Origin of the sequence: Paraburkholderia kirstenboschensis (genome assembly GCF_032806925.1) — a bacterium.
GTDB classification, from domain to species: domain Bacteria; phylum Pseudomonadota; class Gammaproteobacteria; order Burkholderiales; family Burkholderiaceae; genus Paraburkholderia; species Paraburkholderia kirstenboschensis.
On the sequence record NZ_CP136513.1, the window covers coordinates 2,618,189 to 2,636,101 of the forward strand.

The 17,913-nt window shown below is 64.1% G+C and carries 14 protein-coding genes; all 14 read right to left on the reverse strand.

Annotated features, from left to right (window positions below; translation table 11 throughout):
* Positions 1 to 23: 23 nt before the first annotated feature.
* The 14 genes from RW095_RS34490 to cheA all read right to left on the reverse strand — a co-directional run bounded on the left by RW095_RS34490 (position 24) and on the right by cheA (position 17,907).
* Complete coding sequence (locus RW095_RS34490) at positions 24 to 893, reverse strand: MinD/ParA family ATP-binding protein (RefSeq protein WP_317020280.1); 870 nt, start codon at positions 891 to 893, stop codon at positions 24 to 26.
* Complete coding sequence (gene flhF, locus RW095_RS34495; RefSeq protein WP_317020281.1) at positions 886 to 2,871, reverse strand: flagellar biosynthesis protein FlhF; 1,986 nt, start codon at positions 2,869 to 2,871, stop codon at positions 886 to 888. The genes RW095_RS34490 and flhF overlap by 8 nt, the downstream gene beginning before the upstream one ends.
* Before the next feature lie 374 nt (positions 2,872 to 3,245).
* Entirely contained in the window at positions 3,246 to 5,348 is a 2,103-nt protein-coding gene (gene flhA / locus RW095_RS34500; protein ID WP_317020282.1) for a flagellar biosynthesis protein FlhA, read from the reverse strand.
* Positions 5,345 to 6,550 carry a flagellar biosynthesis protein FlhB gene (gene flhB / locus RW095_RS34505; RefSeq protein ID WP_317020283.1) on the reverse strand — a complete coding sequence of 402 codons (1,206 nt, stop codon included), beginning with the start codon at positions 6,548 to 6,550 and terminating at the stop codon, positions 5,345 to 5,347. Before flhB ends, flhA begins: the two co-directional genes overlap by 4 nt.
* A gap of 217 nt (positions 6,551 to 6,767) precedes the next feature.
* Positions 6,768 to 8,084, reverse strand: coding sequence for a DUF3443 domain-containing protein (locus tag RW095_RS34510; protein WP_317020284.1), 1,317 nt, complete (start codon positions 8,082 to 8,084; stop codon positions 6,768 to 6,770).
* Between the two features lie 15 nt (positions 8,085 to 8,099).
* Complete coding sequence (locus RW095_RS34515) at positions 8,100 to 8,636, reverse strand: DUF2844 domain-containing protein (RefSeq protein WP_317020285.1); 537 nt, start codon at positions 8,634 to 8,636, stop codon at positions 8,100 to 8,102.
* Between the two features lie 261 nt (positions 8,637 to 8,897).
* Complete coding sequence (gene cheZ, locus RW095_RS34520) at positions 8,898 to 9,608, reverse strand: protein phosphatase CheZ (protein WP_128592425.1); 711 nt, start codon at positions 9,606 to 9,608, stop codon at positions 8,898 to 8,900.
* A gap of 1 nt (position 9,609) precedes the next feature.
* Positions 9,610 to 10,005, reverse strand: coding sequence for a chemotaxis response regulator CheY (gene cheY, locus RW095_RS34525; RefSeq protein WP_006050905.1), 396 nt, complete (start codon positions 10,003 to 10,005; stop codon positions 9,610 to 9,612).
* A gap of 59 nt (positions 10,006 to 10,064) precedes the next feature.
* A complete protein-coding gene (locus RW095_RS34530; protein WP_317022783.1) occupies positions 10,065 to 11,153 on the reverse strand; it encodes a protein-glutamate methylesterase/protein-glutamine glutaminase in 1,089 nt (362 codons plus the stop codon).
* A gap of 5 nt (positions 11,154 to 11,158) precedes the next feature.
* Positions 11,159 to 11,944: a chemoreceptor glutamine deamidase CheD gene (gene cheD, locus RW095_RS34535; protein ID WP_317020286.1), complete on the reverse strand. Its 786-nt coding sequence runs from the start codon at positions 11,942 to 11,944 to the stop codon at positions 11,159 to 11,161.
* Positions 11,941 to 12,873, reverse strand: coding sequence for a CheR family methyltransferase (locus tag RW095_RS34540; RefSeq protein WP_317020287.1), 933 nt, complete (start codon positions 12,871 to 12,873; stop codon positions 11,941 to 11,943). The genes cheD and RW095_RS34540 overlap by 4 nt, the downstream gene beginning before the upstream one ends.
* A 201-nt stretch (positions 12,874 to 13,074) precedes the next feature.
* Entirely contained in the window at positions 13,075 to 14,976 is a 1,902-nt protein-coding gene (locus tag RW095_RS34545; RefSeq protein ID WP_317020288.1) for a methyl-accepting chemotaxis protein, read from the reverse strand.
* 42 nt (positions 14,977 to 15,018) lie between these two features.
* Entirely contained in the window at positions 15,019 to 15,549 is a 531-nt protein-coding gene (locus tag RW095_RS34550; protein WP_317020289.1) for a chemotaxis protein CheW, read from the reverse strand.
* Between the two features lie 63 nt (positions 15,550 to 15,612).
* Complete coding sequence (gene cheA / locus RW095_RS34555) at positions 15,613 to 17,907, reverse strand: chemotaxis protein CheA (protein ID WP_317020290.1); 2,295 nt, start codon at positions 17,905 to 17,907, stop codon at positions 15,613 to 15,615.
* Between the last annotated feature and the right edge of the window lie 6 nt (positions 17,908 to 17,913).

Here is a 17,913-nt window from a genome sequence, read left to right on the forward strand (position 1 = left end):
TCCCCTTGTCCTTGTGCCGCCTCTCAGGCGTGCTGCGCAGACGGTTGGTCGGCGTGTTGCGCCGCTGTAACTGCCGCAGGCGCCATCCATGGCGTTTGCGGCGACATCGCTGGCCGCATCGGCCAGTACTGCAATTCGGCTGCGAGGTGCCGGAAGTCGCGCGCTGCCGGTGTCGACGGAAATGCGTCGACGACACAACGCGACAACTCCTCGGCTCGCGCCATCCGCGCATCCGCGGCAATACAACCGGCGTCTTCCAGCGCCACCGCGAGGTAACGCCCGGCCACGCCGGCAAGGTTTGCAAAAGCGGTGCGAGCGTCTTGCACGCTCTGTACGTGGTTCACCAGCACGCGAAACTGCGCGATGGCGTGCACATAGTGCAGACGCTTGATGCACGCATACGCGTCGGTGATCGCCTGAGCCGCCATGCGCGTCACGACCATCACGTCATGGGCCTGCATCGCGAGCGCCGAGAGGTGTCCTTGCTGATCCAGTTGCGCGTCGATCAGCACGATGTCGGCCGAACCATGCAGCACCGCGCTGAACTGCGCCGCGCCATAACCTTCGCGATGCGCACGTGAGGCGCCGAGCACCGAGAAGCCGAGCGCGTGGCGCAAAGCGGCTTCGTCGAGCGTCATCTCGCCGCGCATAACGGCGGCAAAGTTGCCCGCGCCGCGCACGCTGCCGAGCATCGCGCTCACCGACTTGTCGCCAAGGCACTCGTCGATCACGAGTACGTCTTTGCCCTGCTGCGCGAGCGCCACCGCAAGGTTCATCACTGTCGCCGTACAGCCGGCGCCCAGCGAACCGCCCGTCACCGCAATCACGCGCGAGCCGCTCCGCGCGAGAAGGCGCCGCAGTCCTTCTGCCTGATCGGAGACGAGCTTATCCAAAGCGGACCTCGTGCAATTCGGCGGTCGAGCGCGCGGACAACGCGGACAGCAATGCCGGAACATCGTCGTCATGCGGGACGAATGGCGAGTGATCGCGCGGAATGCAGAACGCGCTCTTGATCAGAAAACGTTTGGTCGCGACGTACAGGTTTTCCGGCACTTTCTGACCGGTCGATACGTAGTGCACCGGCAGCTTGTAGCGGATCACCGTATCGAGCACGCCGCCCAGGTTGGTCGCCTCGTCGAGCTTGGTCAGAATGCAGCCGGCGAGCGGCTGTTGATCCGGCCCGCGCTGATAGGCCTGCACGACTTCATTGAGCGTGTCGCCGTGGCTCGTTGCGTTCAGCAGCAACAGGCGCTGCACGGGCTGACCCGCGCGGCTCAGCATCGCGATCTGCTCGGAGACGAGGCGATCGCGCTGGCTCATGCCGATCGTGTCGATCAGCACGATGTGCTTGTTGCGCAATTCGGAGAGAGCGAGTTGCAGGTCGGCGCTGTCTTTCACGGCGTGAACCGACACGCCGAGAATCTTGCCGAAGATGCGCAGTTGTTCGTGGCCGCCGATCCGGTAGCTGTCGGTGGTGAGCAGCGCCACTTTGCTGGCGCCGAAACGCATCACGCAGCGCGCGGCGAGCTTGGCGGTGGTCGTCGTCTTGCCGACGCCCGTCGGACCCATCAGCGCAAAGACGCCGCCGCGTTCCATCAACGTGTCTTCGTCTTCCATGACCGGCAGATTCGAGGCGAGCACCGAGCGAACCCAGTCCATGCCGTCGTCCATGTTGTCGACTTCGTCAGGCAGGTTCGCGACCATCATCTGCACGAGCTGCGCGGAAAAGCCCGCGGCGAAGAGATGCTTGGTGAGCGACGCGTGCGCCGGGTTGCGGCGCTGACGATCGCCCCACATGAGGCCGGCGAACTGTTCTTCCATCATGCCGCGCATCGAAGAAAGCTCGTTCATCACGGTTTCTTTGACGACCTGTTCCATGCGCGCCTTGATCGCTTCAGCGACAGCAGCAGGCGTGCGCGAGTCGTCGGTCGGGGGCAGCGTCGTCGGTGTAATCTTGTGCGCGGCGCGGCGTGCGGCGACCTGGGCGGCTTCGCGAGCCCAATCAGGTGTGTTGTCCGCCTGCGACGCGGCGGCGTTGCCCGGTTCGACAGCGGCGCCAAGACCCTTGGCCATCGCGGCGGCCGGCGTCATCGCGCCGGGACGCGCGTTGTATTCGCTTTGCGGCTCGTGGTCGGCGGCGATGCGTCGAGCGTGATCGATCAGCCAGGGATTCGATTCGGCCATCGTGCGCGGCGCGTGAATGTCCGAAGCTGGCGCGGCCGAGCCGGACGGCACGCCTGCGGCCTTCAGCAGATCAGCGCGAATGTCTTCGTTCAAACGGGCGGCGGCTGCTCGCGCGCTCGGCTGGCCGACGTTGATCTGTTGCGATTGCGGCGTCGACGCGTGCTTCGCGGCCGTGGCCGCCGACGCGCCCGGCAATGCGGTCTTGCGCGAGTCGGCTTGACCGGCGGACGCCTTGGCTGCATTCATCGCGGCATTCATGGCCGCGCTCGGAACCACCTTCGCAGCAGGCTGGGCTTCGTGACTGGCGGCTAGCGCTGAGTCGGCAAAGCTGCCCGTCGTTTCGGTACCGGCTTCCGGGCTCGCGCCGAACACCGACGAGAATACGTCCGGCATGCCGCTCGCGTACGGATTCGCCTGCATCGGCTGCGCGGACGACATTGCGCGCGGCGCACTCAGCGCGGGCTGGGCAGCCGCTGCATTCGTCGATGCGAATTGCGCTGCGCTGGCGTCGGCGCGCGGAGCCTTCGGCGTGATCGCCGCGAGGTCGCTGTCGGCCAGGGCGACGATCTCGACGCTGCCGTCGTCCATCGTGCGATTGGACAGCACGACCGCGTCGGCACCGAGCGCTTCGCGCACGAGACGCAGCGCGTCGCGACTGGTAGCACCGGTAAATTTACGAATGTTCAAGCTGGACCCCTGATGAGGTAAACGGACTGACGGACCGGCAACACACCGCTTCCCATTGAGATCATTATTGCGAAACGCGACGACCGACGATCGGTGGATAAAGGCTGTTAAACGTGGGTAATTCGAACGATGGACGGATGCCGCGATTCGCGGCCACCGCGCCTGTCGAGTGAGCGCGCGCCCGCCGGGCGCTTCCTTCTCCCGCGAGCGAAGCATGGACGCTTCAATACGGTGGCGGTACGAAAAGTCAGACGCGGAAATGAAAACCGGCGCCCTGGGGCGCCGGTCAATATGTCGGGCGTGGATCTGGCCGAGAAACGAGCCATGAAGCAAACGCAGCTCGCCCGATCGCAGTCACGCTCATAGAACGCGCTTTAACCCTGCGCGCCGATCAGATTCACGACCTTGATGTTGCGCGTGTCGGGCACTTCCGCATACGACAGAACCTTCAGTTGCGGCAGGCTGCGTCGCAGGAAGCGCGCGAGCATCGGCCGCAATGCGTGTTGCACGAGCAGCACCGGTGCGAGCCCCAGGTTCTGCTGGCGATTCATCGCCTTCTGCGTTTCGTTCATCAGCGTATGCGCGAGGCCAGGCTCGAGGCCCGGGTTGGAACCGGTCGAAAGCGCCTGCGACAGCACGCGTTCGAGATTCGAGTCGAGGCCCATTACCTGCATGTCGCCGGTGCCTGGGAACCACTGCTGCGTGATCGCGCGGCCGAGCGCGAGGCGCACGGCGGCGGTGAGATCGTGTGCGTCGGTGATCTTCGGCGTGTGTTCCGACAGTGCTTCGAGAATCGTGCGCATGTCGCGGATCGGCACGCCTTCTTCCAGCAGGTTTTGCAGCACCTTTTGCAGCGTGGTGAGCGGCAGCGACTTCGGCACCAGATCGTCGACGAGCGACGGCGTGTCTTTCTGCATTCGTTCGAGCAGCGCCTGCACTTCGCGGCGGCCGAGCAATTCGGACGCATGCGTAACCACCAGGTGATTCAGGTGAGTCGCGACGACCGTGCTCGAATCGACCACCGTGTAGCCGTACACCTGCGCCTGTTCGCGCAGATTCGTGTCGATCCAGATGGCTGGCAGACCGAATGCCGGATCCTGCGTCGGCGTGCCCGGCAGAGCAGCGGAAACCTGGCCGGGATTGATCGCGAGCCATTGACCCGGATAAGCCTCGCCGACGCCCACTTCCACGCCCTTGAGCGCGATCCGATAGCCGTTCGGACGCAATTCGAGGTTGTCACGAATGTGGATGACAGGCGGCAAAAAGCCGATTTCCTGCGCAAACTTCTTGCGGATGCTCTTGATCCGCTTGAGCAACTCGCCGTCGGAATTCTTGTCGACGAGCGGAATCAGCCGGTAGCCTACTTCGAGGCCGAGCGTGTCGATCATCGTCACGTCGTCCCAGCTTGCTTCGGCGTTTTCGATCGGCGTGACGGCTGCCGGTGCGACATCCACGAGCGCGGTCGTGTTCTTGCGTTCCTCGGCGCGCTTCTTCATCGTGCGGCCGAGCTGGATCAGACCGCCGCCGAGAATCAGAAACGCGAAGTGCGGCATGCCCGGAATCAGGCCCATCAGCACGAGAATGCAACCCGTGATCGCCAGCACGCGCGGGTTCGTGAAAAGCTGCCCCGTGAGCTGTGTGCCGATGTCTTCGTTCGTCGCGACGCGCGACACGATCACACCGGCAGCGGTCGAAATGACGAGCGACGGAATCTGCGCGACGAGGCCGTCACCGATGGTCAGCAACGTGTAGTTCTTGCCCGCCGACGCGAAGTCCATGCCGTGCTGAACCATCCCGACGATCAACCCGCCGAAGATGTTGATCACCATGATCAGCAAGCCGGCAATCGCATCGCCGCGCACGAACTTGCTCGCGCCGTCCATGGAACCGTAGAACTCGGCTTCCTGCGAGACTTCCGCGCGGCGCTTGCGCGCCTGTTCTTCGTTGATGAGACCGGCGTTCAGATCGGCGTCGATCGCCATCTGCTTGCCGGGCATCGCGTCGAGCGTGAAGCGTGCGGACACTTCCGCAATACGCCCCGCGCCCTTCGTGATCACCATGAAGTTGATGACCATCAAAATAATGAAGACGACGATACCGACCGCGAAGTTGCCGCCCACGAGGAAGTGGCCGAACGACTCGATCACCTGGCCGGCCGCGTCGGGACCGGTGTGGCCTTCGAGCAGCACGACTCGCGTCGACGCAACGTTCAGCGACAGCCGCAGCAAGGTCGAGAACAGCAGCACGCTCGGGAAAGCGGCGAAGTCGAGCGGCTTCATCGTGTACATGCTGACGAGCAGCACCATCACGGAAAGCGCGATATTGAACGTGAACAGCAGATCCAGCAGGAACGGCGGCAACGGCAAAATCATCATGCCGAGGATCATGCAGATCAGCACCGGGCCGGCCAGGGCGCGTAAATTGGTGCCGCTCAAGGCATCGGGCCGTCGAGCGAGGAAACCGGCGCGAGCGTTCATGCGGAGGCTCCGTTATCGTTAGCGGGGTTAAGCGTGTCGGCGGCTTCCTGATCGGCTTCTTCATCCGATACACCGCCCTTGTCGAGTTCCGCGGGCACGTCGAGCTCGGTCGGTGCGACCGGCAGGTCGCCGCCGTCGGTTTTGAAGCGCCGCAACTGGTACACCCACGCGAGCACTTCGGCGACCGCGCCATAAAGCTGGCCGGGAATCTCGCGGTTCAGTTCGACGTTGTGATACAGCGCGCGCGCAAGCGGCGGCGCTTCCAGCAGCGGTACATTGTTTTCGGCGGCGAGTTCGCGAATTCGCGCGGCCACCAGGTTCACGCCCTTGGCGACCACCTTCGGTGCGCGCATCTCGCCGTCCGTGTATTGCAGCGCGACCGCGAAGTGCGTCGGGTTGGTGACCACGACGTCGGCCTTCGGCACCTGCGTCATCATGCGGCGGCGGGCAATCGCGCGCTGCTGCTGGCGAATCCGGCCTTTTACGTGCGGATCGCCTTCGCTTTCGCGGTGCTCGCGCTTCACTTCTTCCTTGCTCATGCGCAGTTTCTTGTGGAATTGCCACAGTTGATACGGCACATCCATCGCGGCCACGACGAACATGCCGGCCACCGTCATGCCGCAGCACACGGCGATCAGATGCACGGTGTTCGCAAGCGCGAGGTGCAGCGGCTGCGTGGCCAACGCGAGAATTTCCTCGCGCCGGTTCCAGATTGCAGTGCCGCCGATCACGCCCACCACCAGCGTCTTCGCGAGCGACATGACGAGCTGGATCGGTCCGTTGATCGAAAAGATCTTGCCGAGGCCGGCGATCGGGTTGAGACGGTCGAACTTGGGCTCGAGCCCTTTCGTCGACAGTTGCCAGCCGCCCAGCGCCATCGGCGCGAGCAAGGCCGCGGCGCCCGTGATGGCGAGGATCGGCAGTAACGCGTAGAGCCCTTCGCGGCTGGCCGCGCCTGCGCCGATCAACATGCGGCGGGTCTCGAAAGCGGTGGCGTGATCGAAGGTGAAGGCCGAGCGCAGCATGCCCTGCAAATGTTCGCCGATGCTGCCGGACATGCCCCACACGCCGAAAAAGCCCGCCGCGAGCAGCGCGAACGTCGATAGCTCCCGCGAACGCACGATCTGCCCTTCCTCGCGCGCTTTCTGCAAGCGCCGGGGAGTGGCTGATTCGGTTTTTTCGAGGTCGCTTTCCTCTGCCACAAAGCTCTCCAGTCGGCCGAGGCACAGCGCCTCTTTCCAGTGAGAGCGATTATTCCCGCTCGGCGCAAGCACCGATCGACGGATAAGGAAGGGGAAACGGGGGCTTTTCGGGGGATGGGCAAGCGCGGCGTGGACCCGCGCGTGGCCGAAAAAAGAAACGCCCGCGCGGGGTCGCGCGGGCGTCGTGGACAGCCTTCAGGCTTTGCGTTGCCGCAGCTTAGCTTGCGTAAGCCACGTAAGGCGCCTGGGTCCCGCCGATTGGCCGCAGGTCGAAGCCGTGATACACGTGGCGTCCGTAGAAGAACGGCAAACCGAGGTCGAATGCGGCGAGCCCGCCGACCTGACCCGCCAGATCGTTGAAGGCGTAATTGGTGCCATTGCCGAACAGCGTCGACGCACTGACGATGCCGATATTGGCCGTCGCCTTCACGCTGTTCAGGCCGGCCAGCGTGATGGAGCGGGTTTGCGCGGTGGACGGGCAATAGAAGCCCGAGAAGTTGCTGCCGCACAGCGTGAGCGAGCTATCAGTGAAGAAATAGCCGTTCGAGCCCGAATCCAGGAACGCCGTCACCGTGTTGCCGTTGAACACGCTGTTGGTCAGGTCGCCGAAGTTATCGGTCGTGAAGGTCTGTGCCGATCCGAGCGCATTGTTCGACTGCGTGCCGATGCCGAACACCAGCGTGCCGGTGGCCGACGCCGCGCCGCTATTCGATATGGGCGGCATTTGCACGATCACGCCGTTGTTGTCGACGGGGAATCTGGCGACCGGATTGGCCACCTGATTCGCCAGCGCAACCGTGGCACGAGTGCACGATGTGCCGTTGGGACATTCGAAGTAATTGCTGTAGGTCGACGCAGTGGACGCGTTCGCGCACGTGGTGCCGCAATCGTAGAGCGCGGTGCCGATGCCGATGATGCCGTTCGCGCCGAGATCGCTCGCCGTGTTTTCCGCCGAGCCGCTGCCGCAACCGGCCGACGGCACGCTGCTCGCGTCCTTGTCGCCAATCACCTGAATTGGAACCGCCGATGTCGTGGTTTCGCCGCCGATGGTGACGGTGGCGGTACGCACGGTGCCCCACGTGTAGCCGTCGGCGAACGTCGCGCATTCGGCAAGCTGATTGCCGCTCGCGGTCGCGGTGACCGGCAATGCGCGCTGCATCGCCGTGCTCAGCGCCCCGCCTACGATGCGCAGCCCGAACGAGCCCGTGTCGACCTGAATGTTGTTGATGGTCTGGCAGGTCGTAGTGCCGGGCACGCACAGCGTCACGCTGATGGTGGGTATGTTGATCACACCGGAGGTGCCGTGGGCGACCGTGATCGGCACGGTGTTCGCGGCTGTCGCGGCAATCGGCTGCTGTGTTGGGCTGGCCGGCAACGAGCCGTTGATCTGGCCGCCAGACGAGCCCCCACTGGAGCTGGAACTCCCGCCGCTGTCGCCGCCGCCGCCGCACGCGGCAAGCGCCGACACCAGCGCAACAGTCGCCACGACCTGCATCCAGTCCTTGAGTTTCATTGCAATATGCATGGTTCGCATCGTTCGTCCTCGCCGTTACTGGATGTCTGAGCTGGTGACGCCGGCCGGCAGCGCGGGCGGCAGCCATGCACGGCCGCTAAACGCGCCCATGTGACCACCGGACTGCACCACGAGCGTGCTCTGATCCACCGCGACCGGCCCACGGGCGCCGCCGCGCGCCGCGCGCGCCGCCTTCACACCCGCGACGTATTGCGGAAAGTAACTGCCGAGCATTTCATTCAGATCGGGCATTTGCGGACCGCTCCACGCGATGCCGAACACGGTGCCGTCAGCGGCGAGATATTCGCGCACCACCGTGCCGTTGCCGAGCGTGGTTTCACGAACGGTATAGGACGCGGAAGCGGAAGCGGAAGAAGCCGCACCGGATGCCGAGCGCATCACGGTGTTCGCCGAGGTGTCGGCAGGCTGGAACTTATGGGACGAAACCGACGCGTCTGCCGGAGGCGACATTGGGGCGCCGCCGAGCGCCGCGTGAGCGGACTGCACGGCGGACAACGAACAGGGCAAAACAAGCGCCGTAACCACACCGGCGCGACGTACACGACTCCACATAACGAGACTCCTCCCTGGCTGCTAGCCGGCGCATGCTCATGCCAACCGGCTGCAAATAGGCAAATCATACGGCACGGACGGGGCCGCATTGTCGAGGAATACCTCGTCGTGCAGGCCGCTGGTGATCGCGTTCACCTTCGGCCGCGCCGCTGCTTGACCTCGTAGTATGCCTGCGGTTTGTGTCGATAGACAGCATTCGCGCGCGGGAGCGCGCCTTGCTATTCATACTGGCTGGCCTCGCGCCGCAAGGGCGCGGGCCGCTCAGAAACCGAGGCTAGCGAGCAGATCGTCGACCTGAGACTGGTCCTGAACGACGTCAGTCTTGCCTTCCGGATTGATCTGCGGACCGTTCAGCAGATGCTCGGGGCTGCCGGTCGGCGATACTTCGGCGACCAGCGCTGCGGCGTGCGCCGCGAACTGCTCACGGCGCTCGAGTGCGATGTTCTCGACGAGCACGCCGAGCAACTGCTGCTCGATCAGGTACACGACGTCCGTGATCTTCTTGATCACCTGACCGGTCAGATCCTGGAAGTCCTGCGCGAGCATGATCTCCATGAGCTGCGAGTTGGTCGCGGTGGTTGCTGCGGGCACGCCGCGCAGGAATTCGCGCGTATCGTTCATGAGCGCGCGCACTTCCGCGCGTTCGATCGGCGCCGCATACCATTGCTCCCAACGCGCGTCGAGTTCGCCGGCGTCTTTCTGCAACTGCTCCTGGATCGGCTTCGCGACATCGATCGAGCCCAGCACGCGCTCGGCGGCCTGCTCGGTCATGTTCGCGATGTACTTCAGACGGTCGCGTGCATCGGGTACGGCTTCGGCCGCGCGCTCGACATGCTTGTCGAGCCCAAGCTCGCGCATCGAATCACGCAGCGTACGTGTCAGTTGTCCAATGCGGGCAAGAATGCGGTCTGACGCGAAGTCGCCGCTCTCGTTGACCGCTTCGGCGCCTGGTGCATTGGTCGGCAGGTTCACATCAGCTCCCGGTCTTGGCCATCTTTTCGAGAATCTTGTTGAGCTTCTCGTCCAGCGTCGCGGCCGTGAACGGCTTTACGACATAACCGCTCGCGCCGGCCTGAGCCGCCGCGATAATGTTTTCCTTCTTCGACTCGGCCGTCACCATCAGCACCGGCAGGTGCTTGAGGTTTGCATCGGCGCGGATCTCCTTGAGCATCGCGAGACCGTCCAGGTTCGGCATGTTCCAGTCGGAGATCACGAAGTCGTACGTGCCGCCGCGCAAACGGGCGAGACCGGCCTGGCCGTCTTCGGCTTCGTCGACGTTGCCGTAGCCCAGCTCTTTCAGGAGGTTGCGAACGATCCGGCGCATCGTCGGAAAATCGTCTACAACCAGAAACTTCATTGCCTTATCCATTTGATTCCCTTTACTTGATTCACGGTGCGGCGTATGACCGCCTCAATTCGAACGGCGCATCATACCCGCTGAACGCGATCGCCCATCGACGCAAGCCGCGCCATCACGCGCCGGCACATGTCCGGCAGCGACGCGATTTCGTCGGCCGCGCCCAGCGCAATCGCTTCGCGCGGCATGCCGAACACGATGCAGCTCGCCTCGTCCTGCGCAAGGGTGTAAGCCCCTGCCTTTTTCATATCCAGCAGACCTGCGGCGCCATCGCGCCCCATTCCGGTCAGGATCACTCCGACCGCATTCTTGCCCGCGTGCTGCGCGGCGGAACGGAACAGCACGTCCACCGACGGACGATGCCGGTTCACCGGCGGATCGTCCGACAGATGCGCGATGTAGTTCGCGCCGCTGCGGGCAAGCAGCAGATGAGCGTGGCCCGGGGCGATATACGCATGTCCCGGCAACACACGTTCGCCGTGCTCTGCCTCTTTAACGGTAATCCGGCACAAACCATTGAGGCGTTGCGCAAAAGATTTTGTGAAACCCGGCGGCATATGCTGTGCGATCAGCACCGCGGGTGCATCCGGCGGCAGCGGCACGAGCACTTCGCGGATGGCTTCCGTGCCGCCCGTCGACGCGCCGACGATGATCAGCTTCTCGGTACTCAGCAGCGGATTGTTGAACAGCGGCGCGGCGCCGACGGGCGCATGTCCGGCGGCAGCCGGCGCATGATGCACCGGCGAGGCCTGGCGCACGCGAGCGCGCGCCGCCGCGCGAATCTTGTCGGCTAGCTTTTCCGAATAGTCGAGCATGCCGTCGCGAATGCCGACCTTCGGCTTCGTCACGAAATCGACCGCGCCGAGTTCCAGCGCGCGCAGCGTGATTTCATTGCCGCGCTCGGTCAGCGAGGAGACCATCACGACCGGCATCGGACGCAAACGCATCAGCTTCTCAAGGAAGTCGAGACCGTCCATCCGCGGCATTTCGACGTCGAGCGTCAACACGTCGGGGTTGTGCTGCTTGATGAGCTCGCGCGCGACCAGCGGGTCGGGAGCGGTTGCAACCACGGTCATGTCCGCCTGGCTATTGATGATTTCCGTCATCAAGCTGCGGATCAGCGCCGAATCGTCGACGCACAATACTTTGATCTTTTGCACAGCGCTCACGCCTCCTCCGCGGTTCTGGCGTTATTTGAATTAGTCGGGCGCGGGGTCGAGCCGAACAGTTCGATACGCGATCTTGACGCGCCAGCGCCGTTCGCTGCCGTGCTGCCCGAGCCACCGTTCGAGGCAAAGAGTTCTATCTTCGGCCTCGTGGCGGCTGGCGCTGAAAACAGTTCGACCCGCTTTCTCGCGGCGGCAAGCCGCTCGGCGCGCGCTTCGGCGGTCTGCCGCACGAGCGCCTGTTCGCGCTCGGCCACGCTCGGGTCCTGCTGCAGACGCAGCTTCTTCACCATCACCTGGCCCGTGCGCGGCATGAATGCCACCTTCCGCGGATGCGAGCCCTGCAAATCCTCGGCGACGATGCGAATCTTTTCGAGCGCGAGATAGCGGCGCACGAATTCCGAATTGCGATCGCCGATGTTGATCGTCGTCATGCCCGCAAGCACCGCGCCGCCGCCGAACACCTTCGCTTCGAAACGCTCGCGTCGGCCGCCGGCCTTGATGAGTTCGTTGATCAGCACTTCCATCGCGTAAGCGCCGTAGCGCATCGAATCCGATGCAGGCTGGCCGACTTCCGCGCCGTCGTCGGGCAACATGAAGTGATTCATGCCGCCGATGCCGGCCGTGCGATCCTGAATGCAGGCCGCGACGCACGAACCGAGCACGGTGACGAGCACCATGTCCTCGTGCGTGGTGTAGAACTCGTTGGGCAACAGCTTCACGCCGGGGCGTTCGAAGTGGTTGTCGTAGTAAAGATTGGTCGCGATAGGCAAGGCGCTGCTCATACCGTCACCCCGCTCGTCGACGCCGTGCGCGTCGGTGCGCGCGCGCCGGCTGCATCGCTCGTCAGTTCATACACAGTCTGACCGCGCAGCTTGAAAGCCTGCGTGACGTAGGTGAAGTTTTCCGAGTGGCCAGCGAACAGCAGGCCGCCGGACTTCATCAACGGCTCGAAGCGGCCGAGCACCTGCGCTTGCGTCGGCTTGTCGAAATAGATCATCACGTTGCGGCAGAAGATCGCGTCGAACTGCGTGCGCAACTGATAATCCCGGTCGGTGAGGTTCAACTGCTCGAAGCGCACCATCGCGCGCACTTGCGGACGCACCTTGACCATGCCCGCATGCGCGCCGGTGCCCTTCAGGAAAAAGCGCTTGAGCCGCTCCGGCGAAAGGTGCTTCACCTGGTCGAACTGGTACATACCGGCTTCGGCTTTCGCAAGCACTTGCGTGTCGATGTCGGTTGCGAGCACCGTGGCCTGGCGCGCGCCGGTCTCGCCGAGCGCTTCGATCAGCGTCATCGCGATCGAATACGGCTCCTCACCGGTCGATGCCGCCGAGCACCACACCGAAACGGGCTGCGCGCGGCGCGGCACGAAATCGGCCAGGATGGGAAAGTGATGCGCTTCGCGGAAAAACGCGGTCAGGTTCGTCGTGAGCGCATTGGTGAATGCTTCCCACTCGGTGGGATCGTTTTCCGCTTCGAGCAGATCGAGGTACTGCTTGAACGAGTCGAGACCACGGGCGCGCAGCCTCCGAGCGAGACGGCTATACGCCATGTCGCGCTTGTGATCGGAGAGCGAAATGCCGGCGCTGCGGTGAATCAGTTCGCGAATGCGTGTGAAGTCCGCAGAAGTGAATTCGAAATCACGTCCCTGTTCGCCGGATCTGACCGGTTCTGCACGGTCGGTGCGTTGCTGTGCGCGCGTTGCCATCATGAAAGTTCCTGCCTGCGATACGAGCCATCACGCTTGCGCGACGGAGCTGCCGGCGAGCAAGGGATTATTTTCACGGGGTCGCGCCCGCCCGCAAGTTCCGCCACCATGCAGTCGGCCCGCGACACGCTGTATGAGCGTGCTTCGATGATTCGCGCCACGCGGAGCGAGATACCGAATGACTGCATGTTTCTTCGTCATTTTCTAAAACGTTTCCCAGTCCGCGTCCGAGCCCGCCGAGGCTACGCTGGCAGCGGCCGGCCGTGCTGTGGGCGCGGATGCCGCGGGCGGCGTCTTCGGCTTGAGCGCAGGTTCGACGCGCACCGCGCCTGCTTCGTGATTGCCTGAAGCGGAAGCGGTACTGCCTGCCGATGCTGCATTTGCGGTTGCTGCTCCGCTTGCTGCTGCGCTTGCTGCTCCGCTTGCTGCCGGCTGCGCTGACGCGCCATGCGCCGGTCGCGGCGCGCTCTTCGCCACTGTCTTGCTCTTGCCCACCGCCGCCCGCGCCTTCACCTGCGGCTGGGCCGGCGCGGCGAAACTGGGAGCCGGGCTGCTGGCGACCTTCCAGCCGCTCAGCACGGCTTGCAACTGACGCGTCTGATCTTCGAGCGACCCTGCCGCTGCCGCTGCTTCTTCGACGAGCGCGGCGTTCTGCTGCGTCACTTCGTCCATCTGCACGACCGCGCGATTCACCTGCTCGATGCCGCCCGATTGCTCCTCGGACGCCGCGCTGATTTCACCCATGATGTCGGTCACGCGGCGCACGGCCTGCACGATCTCGTCCATCGTCGTGCCGGCGCGTCCGACGAGTGCCGAACCGCTTTGCACCTTGTCGGTCGAGTCGCCGATCAGTTCCTTGATTTCCTTTGCGGCGCTCGCGCTGCGTTGGGCAAGGCTGCGCACTTCGCCGGCCACGACCGCAAAGCCCCGGCCCTGTTCGCCGGCACGCGCCGCTTCCACCGCCGCGTTCAGCGCCAGAATGTTGGTCTGGAACGCAATGCCTTCGATCACGCCGATGATGTCGACCACCTTGCTCGAACTGCTCGCGATGTCCTGCATCGTCGTGACGACCTGGCTCACCACCTTGCCGCCGCGCGTCGCGATGTCGGACGCGTTCACAGCGAGCTGGCTCGCCTGACGCGCGTTCTCGGCGTTCTGACGCACGGTGCCCGTGAGTTGCTCCATGCTCGATGCGGTTTCCTGCAACGAGGCGGCTTGCTGCTCGGTGCGTTGCGACAGATCGGTGTTGCCCATCGCGATTTCGCGCGCGCCGGTGTCGATCGATTCGGTGCTGCTGCGAACCGCGGTCACCATCGACGCCATGCTTTCCTGCATCCGTTTGATGCCGGCAAAGAGGCGGCCGATTTCGTTGCGGCTTCTCACCTCGATCGCTTCAGACAGATCACCCGCGGCGATCCGCTCGAAGCATTCGGTTGCGTCCTGAAGCGGCTGCACGATGAGGCCGCGCAGCGCGAAACGCAGGCCGATCACGAGCAGCAGCGCGAGTGCGGCAAACGCGACGATCAGCGTCGTCATCAGCGAAATGTTCGACTGCGCGGCTGCCTGCTGGTCCACCGCCTGTTGCTGCAGGCTCTTGACCACCGCGGACGCCGCATTGTCGTAGACGACGAACATCGGGCTGATTTTCGTATCGGCGATCGCGTGGTAAGCCGCCAGATCGTTCGCGCGCAGTGCGGCGAATTCCGGCTCCATGCCGTCGCGCACGAGCGTGGTGCGGCGCGCGAGCAGTTCGTCCATCTGCGCCTGGTCGACGCCGTTCTTGGGCGCGTCGACGTAGGTCTGCCAGTTCTTGTTGCTGAAGCCGTACAGTTCCACTGCACGGTCCAGAACCTTTTTCGCCGTTTCAGTGTCGCCAGCGGCTGTCAGCGCGGTAAAGCGGTCCAGCGAAACACGCGAGCGCAGCAGATATGCCGAAGCGTCGTCGAGCGCGTGAATCGCAACCAGATCGCCGCGCGCGATGCGGTCGAGCGACTTGCTTGCGCTGCCGAGCGCCGTCAGCCCAAGCACGCCGACCACCATGGTCAGCGCGACGAGAATGATCCCCACTAGCGTGAGCGATGTGCGAATCGACCACCTGCTTAGCATCTCAATGCTCCCTGTCCCAAGCTTTTCTGAACGCCGCGGCCGTTAGACGCCGAGCGTTTCAATGAGCGCCATTTCGCGGCTCGTCATCAGCTTCTCGATGTCCATCAGAATCAGCATGCGGCCGTCGACGGTGCCGAGACCCGTGAGGTACTCGGTCGTCAGCGTCGCGCCGAATTCCGGCGCCGGCATGATCTGGTCGATGGCAAGCGTCAACACGTCGGACACGCCGTCCACCACCATGCCGACCACGCGATGCGCGACGTTCAGGATGATCACGACGGTCTGGTGGTCGTACTCGACACGGCCCAGATGGAACTTGATGCGCATGTCGACGATCGGCACGATGATGCCGCGCAGATTGATGACGCCCTTGATGAACTCGGGTGCATTCGCGATGCGCGTCACGTTGTCGTAGCCGCGGATTTCCTGCACCTTGAGAATGTCGATGCCGTACTCTTCGGCGCCGAGCGTGAAGACGAGGAATTCCTGACCGCCGGCGTCGGCCAGCTGCGCGTCGCGGCGACCATTCGTCGCGTTCGCGACGCTCGAATTGATGGATTGAACTTCTGCCACGTTAGCCCCCAAACGGTTGGGATAAATCAAGTTGAGTGAGTGTTACAGCGAATTTGACGGACATCATGCGAGACTCATTGCGCCATGCGCCTTGCGCGACTCGCGGTTCAGCGCCGCCACGTCCACGATCAGTGCTACGCGGCCGTCGCCAAGAATGGTAGCCGCGGAAATGCCCCGCACCTTGCGGTAGTTCGTTTCGAGGTTCTTCACGACCACTTGCTGCTGTCCCACCAGCTCGTCGATCAGCATCGCAAAGCGACGCCCTTCGGTTTGCATGATGGTGACGATGCCCTGGGTCGGCTCCTGCTTCGCTCCGTCGACGTTGAACGCTTCGTGCAACGCGACGAGCGGCAGATATTCACCGCGCACGCGCACCACGCGCTCGCCGTTGGCGACCGTGTAGATGTCTTCGGCTTGCGGCTGCAGCGATTCCATCACGAAGTTCAGCGGCAGAATGAAGATCTCGTCGCCGACCTTGACGGACATGCCGTCGAGAATCGCCAGCGTGAGCGGCAGAACGATGCGCGTCGTGCTGCCCTTGCCGGCGTGCGACGTGATTTCCACGTGACCGCCCATCGCCTGGATGTTGCGCTTGACCACGTCCATGCCGACGCCGCGGCCCGACACGTCCGTGACCTGCTCCGCCGTCGAGAAGCCCGGCAGGAAGATCAGGTTCCAGACTTCCTCGTCGGTCATCGTTTCGCTGACCTGCATGCCCTGCTTCGCGGCCTTCGCGAGAATCTTGTCGCGGCGCAGACCGGCGCCGTCGTCGCTGACTTCGATCACGATGTTGCCGCCGTGATGCGCCGCCGACAGCACGAGCTGGCCAGTCGAATCCTTGCCCGCCGCGCGCCGCGCTTCCACGGTTTCGATGCCGTGGTCGAGACTGTTGCGCACGAGGTGGGTCAACGGGTCGATGATCCGCTCGATCAGGCTCTTGTCGAGTTCGGTCGCCTGACCGAAGGTGACGAGTTCCACTTCCTTGCCGAGTTTCGCCGCGAGATCGCGCACGAGACGCGGGAAGCGGCTGAACACGTAGTCCATCGGCATCATGCGGATCGACATGACGGCTTCCTGCAGATCGCGCGCGTTGCGCTCGAGCTGCGCCATGCCGTTGAACAGGCGATCGTGCAGCGCCGGATCGAACGTGCTGGTGGTTTCCGCAAGCATCGCCTGCGTGATCACCAGTTCGCCGACCAGGTTGATCAGTTGATCGACCTTTTCGACGCCCACGCGAATCGAGCTGCCTTCCGCGCCGCCTGCCGCCGCTGCCGGACGTGCGGCCTTGCGATCCTGCTCGCCGGCTGCCGCGCCAGCGGACGCCGGAGCTGCTGCCGGTGCGCTGGCCGCAGGCGCTTGAGCCGCTGCGGGAGCCGGAGCTGCCTTGGCGGGCTCGGCGGCGCGCGCCGGAGCAGGCTGCGCGACCGTCGCGGCAGGCGCCCCGGGTGCTGCGGTATTAGTGGCGGCCGAAGCCGCCGGTGCTGCTTGCGCCGGAGACGAAGGCTCAGCGTCGGGCGTTCCAGGTTCGCCTTGCTGAGCACCGTCCGCCGGTGCGGTTCCGCGGCCGATCGAGATCTGACTTTCGTCGATCACGAAACAGCACACGGCGATGATGTCGTCGGACGTAACATCGGTCTGAAGCCACAGCGTGAGATCGCCGCCACTCTTGACCCGCCCGACGATATTGCCCAGGTTACCCAGCTCTTCGGCAAGGAGTTCCTGGTCCTTCTCATCAACGCCCCGTAGCGTAATTTTCAGATGTGGACCGGCGGCGTCGTCCGCGTCGCCGGTTCCTTCGGCTTGCCCGGTCTGTGCCGGTTCGCCGTCATTCCATTCGCCCGCCGCCTGCACCGCCTGTTCGACGACGTGCTCCGGCGGACTGCCTTCTTCTACTGTTGCCAGTTCCTCGACCGGCGCCGCTACCGCGACTTGCACCGGCGCTGCAGCAGCCGGCGCAGCCACGCCGCGGCTTTCCGCGTGCAACTGTTCGAGCTTCGCGCAGATCGCCTTCGCAACCGCCGCGTCGGGCTCTGCGCTCGCGCGGTAGTCGGCGAGCTGGCCCGACAACACGTCCTTGGTTTCGAGGAACGTGTCGATCATGTCCTTGCGCAGAACGAGTTCGTTGTTGCGCGCACGGTCGAGCAGCGATTCGAGGATGTGGGTCGTCTCGGTCAAGGCGGTGAAGCCGAACGTCGCCGCGCCGCCCTTGATCGAATGTGCCGCGCGGAAAATTGCCGCGAGGTCTTCGGGGTCCGGTTGCGCGAGGTCCAGATTGAGCAGCAACTGCTCCATCTGCGCGAGCAGTTCGTCCGCTTCGTCGAAGAACGTCTGATAGAACTGAGTGATGTCGAGTGTCATGCCTGG